The sequence below is a fragment of the Cyclonatronum sp. genome (assembly GCF_022565315.1).
Taxonomy (GTDB): Bacteria; Bacteroidota; Rhodothermia; order Balneolales; family Cyclonatronaceae; genus Cyclonatronum.
The window spans coordinates 1-6452 of record NZ_JAIUMX010000160.1 but is presented as its reverse complement, the minus strand read 5'-3'; the positions used below and the strand labels follow the sequence as shown (position 1 = coordinate 6452).

The following is a 6452-nucleotide window of genomic DNA, read 5'->3' as shown; positions in this document are numbered from 1 at the left end:
CCCACAGCTGGACAGAGCTTGTACGAATCACCAACACCCAAAAGGTGATTACGACCTACGGTCAGAACAGTTTTGACAAGACTATCTCGGTGAGACGGTGTACCCAGCCCCGGGAAAAAGTGAAGCAGATCTACCAGGCGCTGGGCTACCGGAACTACCCCTTCGTAAAACGGAAATCCGTAGTACACAAACCGACACCCGAAAAAAGCCAAGCAGTTGAAATTGATGATGTTGGCAGCGGGTAGCTGCAAGTTGGGTTAGCAAATACTGCGGTAAGCATTGTTATATTACTGATATCCCAATTGTTAAGATCCTGATTAAAGGAAGATGCCCCGTTGAACATCTGTGCTATGCTTGTTACGTTGCTCATATTCCATCCGCCAATAGCCTGATTGAAATCCGTTGCACCGGAAAACATGAAGGTCATGGTTTCTACAGAAGAGGTGTTCCATGCACTGATATTCCCGTTAAAAGCTGCGGCGTTCCGGAACATTTCCTCCATGTTGGTTACGCTGCTTACATCCCAGCTGTTCAGGTCCTGATTAAAGTCCGTTGCATCGAAGAACATTCGAAACATATTCGTCACGCTGCTCACATTCCAGCTGTTCAGGGGCTGATTGAATGATGTTGCGCCAGCAAACATACGGACCATAACAGTTACGTTGCTTACATCCCAGCTGTTCAGGGGCTGATTAAAGGCCTCTGCATAAATGAACATATCCGTCATGGCAGTAACACTTCCAACGTTCCAGCTATCTAAAGGCTGATTGAATGATTTTGCGCCAGCAAACACGGCCTGCATTTTGGTTATGTTGCTTACATCCCAGTTGCTGATGTCCTGATTAAAGGCTGTGGCTCCGAGAAACATGTAATCTATATTAGTGACACTGCTGACATCCCAGTTACCGATATCCTGATTGAAAGAAGTTGCATTGCTAAACATGAATCTCATGTCGGTGACATTACTCACATCCCAGTTGCTGATATCCTGATTGAAGTTGGCATTCAAGCGGAATAGCTGTTGCATATTCGTAACATTGCTGACATCCCAGCCACTGATATCCTGATTAAAAACACTCTCATTAAACATACCGAACATCCATGTCACATTGCTTACATCCCAGTTGCTGATATCTCCGTTAAATGCGCTGTTGATAAATACACCCCCCATATCGGTTACATTGCTAACATCCCATGCGCTCAGGCTTTGTGTAAAAGAGCTCGTGTTTCTGAATGCCTGAAAAAGCGAGGTAACATTACTAACATCCCAGCTACTGATGTCCTGATTGAAGGATGAGTTGTTGTTAAAAATGGATTCTAACGTGACTACCGGCGTAGTACAAACAACAGTAAGGTCAGCTTCATCGGCAATTCGCTGAATTAACAAATCGCGGTCAACGGCCTCGTATTCCACGCCGTTTACGGTTCCGGTTTCGCCTGGAGTGGCTCCGGTGCATTTAATGGTTACACCGTTCGAATCAAGAAAGAAATTTCCTTGTGCCGCTGCTGAAAAAGGCACGGCCGTCATAACAAGCAGCACAGCTTCAGTCTGTAGATATTTAAACATAATATTTGTTAATACTTAATGATAAGTTATTGATTTTATTACTCAATAATTGTGGATAGAAACTACCTTATAGTTATGTAAATGCGAAGATCCTTTTTTTAAGTGGTAGTTATAAACTTGTAAGTGGCATCCTGACAGCAGTTGTACTGCTCAAAAGCATCCTTTCATTAGTAAAACCTGCGTTTTATTTCCACAACTCGTTTTGAAAGCCGCACAAAAACCTGATCACGGTTGCAATTTCAGCCCTGATTCCACAACTTCACCGGGATATCTGCCCTTTTTCTAATTTTATTTTATGATGATGCGATTTCCCGGTCAGCTCCCCCTTCTTTTTGTGTTGGTAGTCTCCTTTCTGCTCCCGCAACCCTCACACGCGATCCAGACAGCAACCGGAACAGATGATGAGGTCGTGATCGGCATCCGCATTGCCCCGCCTTTTGTGATTGAGGAGGAAGACGGCTCCTTCTCGGGCATTACCATCAGCCTGTGGGAGCACATCGCAGCGGAGCTCGAAATCCCGTTCCGCTATGAAACCCGCGATATCGAAGGCCTGCTGCTCGGTGTTGAAGACGGCAGCCTTTTTGCCGCGGCCGCCGCCCTAACCATTACTTCGGAGCGGGAAGAAGCTGTCGATTTCACGCATCCGTTTTATATAACCGGCCTCGGTATCGCAACCGGCTATACCCCCCGGGGCGTGTGGCAGGCTTTTCTGGCCGTGTTTAGCCCGGAGTTTTTGTTTATACTCGCGCTGCTGCTCGGAGTACTGCTGTTCTGGGGGGTGCTCGTCTGGGTTTTCGAGCGCCGGGGCAATGAGGAAGAATTTGGCGGCAGCACATCAGAAGGCATCGGGGCCGGCTTCTGGTGGGCAGCCGTTACCATGACAACCGTGGGCTACGGCGATAAATCACCCCGTACCCTCGGCGGCCGCATCGTCGGTTTTATCTGGATGTTTGCCGGGGTAATTGTGATTTCGTTCTTTACGGCCTCAATTGCGTCGAGCCTTACTGTTTCGCAGCTTGACAGCAAGGTGGGCGGACCCGAAGACCTGCCGTTTGTCCGTACCGGCGTGCTTGCCGGCTCAGCGACCGTGGGCATGCTGCAAGAGCGCGGCATCCGGTTTACGACCTACGGCAGCATCCGTGAGGGGCTGGAATCCGTGAGGGACGGCCGCATCGACGCTTTTGTGCACGATGCGCCCATCGTCCGCTTCGAAACCGACCGGCACTTCCGGAACGAGGTGCAGGTGCTGCCGCGCACCTTCAACGATCAGTACTACGGCATCGCCCTGCCGCTGGGCGCCCCCTACCGGAATGCAGTAAACACCGTGCTGCTCGATTTCATCAGCAGCCCCGAGTGGAGCACAATCCGGCAGCATTACGGGGAGGACTGAAGGAGCCGGCTGCTGGGCCTGTTATAGCACGCTGATTTTCCGGATCGGGCGGGATTTTGCGCGGATTTTTTTCTCACACTAAGGAGCAATGACGCAGATATTTAAAGTTCAAAACTGAGAGGTAAGTTGTTATAAGCCAAACTATTAGTGACACACTTATACGCTGACGTACTGACATACTTTTCAAACTGTGGAGATCTCTCACATGAGGCTTCGAAAAATTTGCGGCTTTGACTACCTTTTTAGCCTTCGACAAACCCAATGCCCTATCACGCTGTTCGAGATGACACGTTGGGGTTTTTGGGGGTTGTTTACGTTCCGATGGCTCCGCCGGTCGCATCGCAGCTGCGCTGCTCCGGTAATTGTGGGGAGGCGGTCGGTTTTCTACCTATGTGGCTTCCCTACCGGGAAGCGGCGACAGCCGAAACCAGAGCAAGCTTCAGCCCCAACCCTCTTGTCATCCCTAACACTTTGAATTTGGGATGAGTGCATCGAAGCCTGAACAGCGGACTCGGTATAAAATCTTTTAAAATATCTTGTGAGGGATCTCCTTCACCGGAATACGCCCCGGTGTATGGCACGCTGATTTTCCGGATCGGGCGGGATTTGCGCGGATTTTTTAAAGATATACGGCACATTAACAAAGAGGCAAAATCCCGGAGTCTTCATCATCGCGTTTTTGGATTCTCTTTCCGGCTTGCGTTTCCCGGCCTGTCGTACTGCCTGAAATGAATCCGGGATATAAAACCAACAAAGCCCCGATGTGCGTACACCGGGGCTTTGTTCCTTCTTAGTTGAAAAGCGAGCCTTACACCCGCATCATATAGTTCAGGCCGATATAGGTTGATACGGCTGCGAGCAGCGGAATCACGAACATCAGCAGCTTGGCGCTGCCTTCTACTTTGTACGGGATGGTGAGTGAGGCGCCCAGAAACAGCCAGATGAGCAGTTTGAGGTACACGTACATGTTGAACTCAGAGGGTTTTACGCCCAGAGAGATAAGGCCCATAAGGCCGAAAACAAGAACGACCAGCAGTCCCGCGCCGTGCATGGCAGCGAGGCCTTTGGCCCATTTGTTGTTTTCTTTGGTGCCGCCGTTAATCACGTGCACAAACGTGCCGCCCAGCGCCATGAAAATAAAAAAAACACCGATCAGGTGAATCAGAACCCAGGTTTCAAGCATAGCAGATAAAAATCAGTTAGTGAATAGTAGCGAAAAAAAGCCGGTCTGTTTTTTGGAAATACTTCAGGCTGCGTTTCAGTCCGGCAGTTTTGTAATCTACCAAATTTGTAAGCTTTCTGCTGCTAAATTCGGCAAAATCGCTACAACGGCGACTCCCCGTAGATGTAGCTCTTCAGCGTTGAAATTTCCACCTTCTGTTTCTGAATCACGGCCTTCACGAGGTCGCCGATGGAAACCATGCCGGCTACGCTGTCGTCGTCGTTCATCACCGGGATGTGCCGTATTTTCTTGTCGGTCATGATCTGCAGGCAGCTGTCCACCGTCTCGGTTTCCTTCACACAAAACACCTCAGAGGTCATAATTTCCTGCACGGCCGTATCCTTCGAGGCACGGCCTTTGAGGATGATTTTATTGCGGTAATCGCGCTCCGTAATAATGCCCGCCATTTTGCGGTCGCGCATGACCAGCAGCGCGCCTACGTTCAGATCCGACATGAGCTTTACGGCATCATAGACCGTTGCATCGGGAGCGATATTGTACACATCGGAGCCTTTCACTTTCAGTATTTCTTTGATTTGCATGGTGTTCCCCGGTTAAGTTCCTGTTCAGTCGATTGTTAGCGTCTTACAATAGTGCATCATTTTTAGGAGAGAATCAAGGGGAGATGCCGCCGGACCCTTCATTCATACAAAAAAAAGCCGGCCACTCCGATGCGGAGAAGCCGGCCTGAACTCTGCCTGCGGTTTGGGGGCACATCACCCTAAAATAACCGCAGATGAAATACAGCTTTATTTTTTAGGCGGCGTGCCGAGGTGTACGCCTTCGCCATAGGCTTCGGCAACAGCTTCCATCACCGCTTCGCTCAGGGTCGGGTGCGGGTGGATGGATGCGATCACTTCGTGGCCCGTTGTTTCCAGATCGCGGGCGAGTACCGGTGAGGCGATCATTTCGGTAACGTTATCGCCGATCATGTGGCAGCCGAGCCATTCGCCGTATTTGGCATCGAAAACGACCTTTACGAAGCCGTCGGTTGCGCCGGCAGCCGAAGCTTTGCCGCTTGCCTGAAACGGGAATTTGCCCACTTTCACCTCGTAACCGGCTTCTTTAGCCGCTTTTTCGGTGAGGCCCACGGAAGCAATTTCCGGATGGCAGTAGGTACAGCCGGGGATGTTTTTGTGGTTAACGGGGATGGGATCGAGCCCTGCAATACGCTCAACGCACTCGATGGCTTCGTGCGAAGCCTTGTGCGCCAGCCACGGTCCGCCGATGACATCACCAATCGCGTACACACCTTTGGCATCGGTTTCGTAGGTATTGGCTTTCACAACGATAGCGCCTCTTTCAACTTTCACGCCGGCTTCTTCGAGGCCGATGCCTTCAACGTTACCCACAACGCCAACCGCTGAAAGCACCATATCGGCTTCGATTTTCTCTTCACCCTTTTTGGTCTTAACGGTAACTTCAACGCCGTCGCCTTTTTTGACGACCTTTTCCACAGAGCTTTCGGTCATGATGTTCATGCCTTTTTTCTTGTAGATTTTGGCGAGTTCCTTGCTCACATCTTCGTCCTCAGCGGGCACGATGTGCTTCTGAAGCTCAATGATGGTTACTTCCGTGCCGATGGTGTGGTAGAAGTAGGCGAACTCAACACCGATAGCACCAGCACCGGCGATTACGAGTTTCTTGGGCTGCTTTTCGAGCTTCATCGCCCGCTCGGAGTTGATAACGGTTTCGTTATCGAATTTCAGGCTCGGCAGCTCGCGGCTGCGGGCACCGGTAGCGATGATGATGTGCTCTGCTTTGAGGCGGTCGGTTTCCTTATTGCTGTCATCCACCACCTTCACTTCGCCGTTACCGGCGAGGAGGCCCTTGCCGCGCACGACATCAACCTTGTTGGCCTTCATGAGGAACTGAACGCCCTTGCTCATTTTATCAGCCACGCCGCGGCTGCGCTTGATTACATTGGGGAAGTTTACTTTGGCATCGCCGACTTCGAGGCCGTACTCGGAAGCGTGTGAAATTTTTTCGAAGGTTTCGGCTGATTTCAATAATGCTTTGGTAGGGATACAGCCGATGTTGAGGCAAACGCCCCCTAAATCTCTTTTTTCAATAACTGCGGTTTTGAGGCCAAGCTGTGAGGCCCGGATGGCCGCCACATATCCGCCGGGGCCGGTACCTATCACAACTACATCATATTCTTTTGCCATAATATTGTTTTTGAGCGGGTTAATACTATCGGTTCAATTTCAGTTCTGTAAAATAGGCATTTTCGGTGAAAATGTTAAGAAGCGGGTTTTGCAGCGGGGGAGGTG

General features: G+C 50.4%; 5 protein-coding genes. 1 reads left to right on the top strand and 4 read right to left on the bottom strand.

The genetic code is table 11. From position 1 onward, the window contains the following. Positions 1-154: 154 nt before the first annotated feature. Entirely contained in the window at positions 155-1567 is a 1413-nt protein-coding gene (locus tag LAT75_RS14905) for a BspA family leucine-rich repeat surface protein (RefSeq protein ID WP_291483510.1), read from the bottom strand. 295 nt (positions 1568-1862) lie between these two features. Here LAT75_RS14905 and LAT75_RS14900 point away from each other — a divergent pair, with 295 nt between their 5' ends. After that, positions 1863-2957 (top strand): transporter substrate-binding domain-containing protein, encoded by a 1095-nt coding sequence (locus LAT75_RS14900; RefSeq protein WP_291483508.1) that lies wholly within the window; start codon positions 1863-1865, stop codon positions 2955-2957. Between the two features lie 808 nt (positions 2958-3765). Here the strand turns inward: LAT75_RS14900 and LAT75_RS14895 are convergent. The 3 genes from LAT75_RS14895 to lpdA all read right to left on the bottom strand — a co-directional run bounded on the left by LAT75_RS14895 (position 3766) and on the right by lpdA (position 6347). Then, on the bottom strand, positions 3766-4140 hold the full coding sequence (locus LAT75_RS14895) for a hypothetical protein (protein WP_291483506.1): 375 nt from the start codon (positions 4138-4140) through the stop codon (positions 3766-3768). Between the two features lie 140 nt (positions 4141-4280). After that, positions 4281-4721: a CBS domain-containing protein gene (locus LAT75_RS14890; RefSeq protein ID WP_291483504.1), complete on the bottom strand. Its 441-nt coding sequence runs from the start codon at positions 4719-4721 to the stop codon at positions 4281-4283. A 207-nt stretch (positions 4722-4928) separates the two neighbouring features. After that, positions 4929-6347 carry a dihydrolipoyl dehydrogenase gene (lpdA, locus tag LAT75_RS14885; protein ID WP_291483502.1) on the bottom strand — a complete coding sequence of 473 codons (1419 nt, stop codon included), beginning with the start codon at positions 6345-6347 and terminating at the stop codon, positions 4929-4931. Positions 6348-6452 lie beyond the last annotated feature (105 nt).

Excerpts from the sequence above, each read along its gene's own strand:
- LAT75_RS14905 (WP_291483510.1), bottom strand. The coding sequence starts at position 1,567 with ATGTTTAAATATCTACAGACTGAAGCTGTGCTGCTTGTTATGACGGCC.
- LAT75_RS14900 (WP_291483508.1), top strand. The coding sequence starts at position 1,863 with ATGATGATGCGATTTCCCGGTCAGCTCCCCCTTCTTTTTGTGTTGGTA.
- LAT75_RS14895 (WP_291483506.1), bottom strand. The coding sequence starts at position 4,140 with ATGCTTGAAACCTGGGTTCTGATTCACCTGATCGGTGTTTTTTTTATT.
- LAT75_RS14890 (WP_291483504.1), bottom strand. The coding sequence starts at position 4,721 with ATGCAAATCAAAGAAATACTGAAAGTGAAAGGCTCCGATGTGTACAAT.
- lpdA (WP_291483502.1), bottom strand. The coding sequence starts at position 6,347 with ATGGCAAAAGAATATGATGTAGTTGTGATAGGTACCGGCCCCGGCGGA.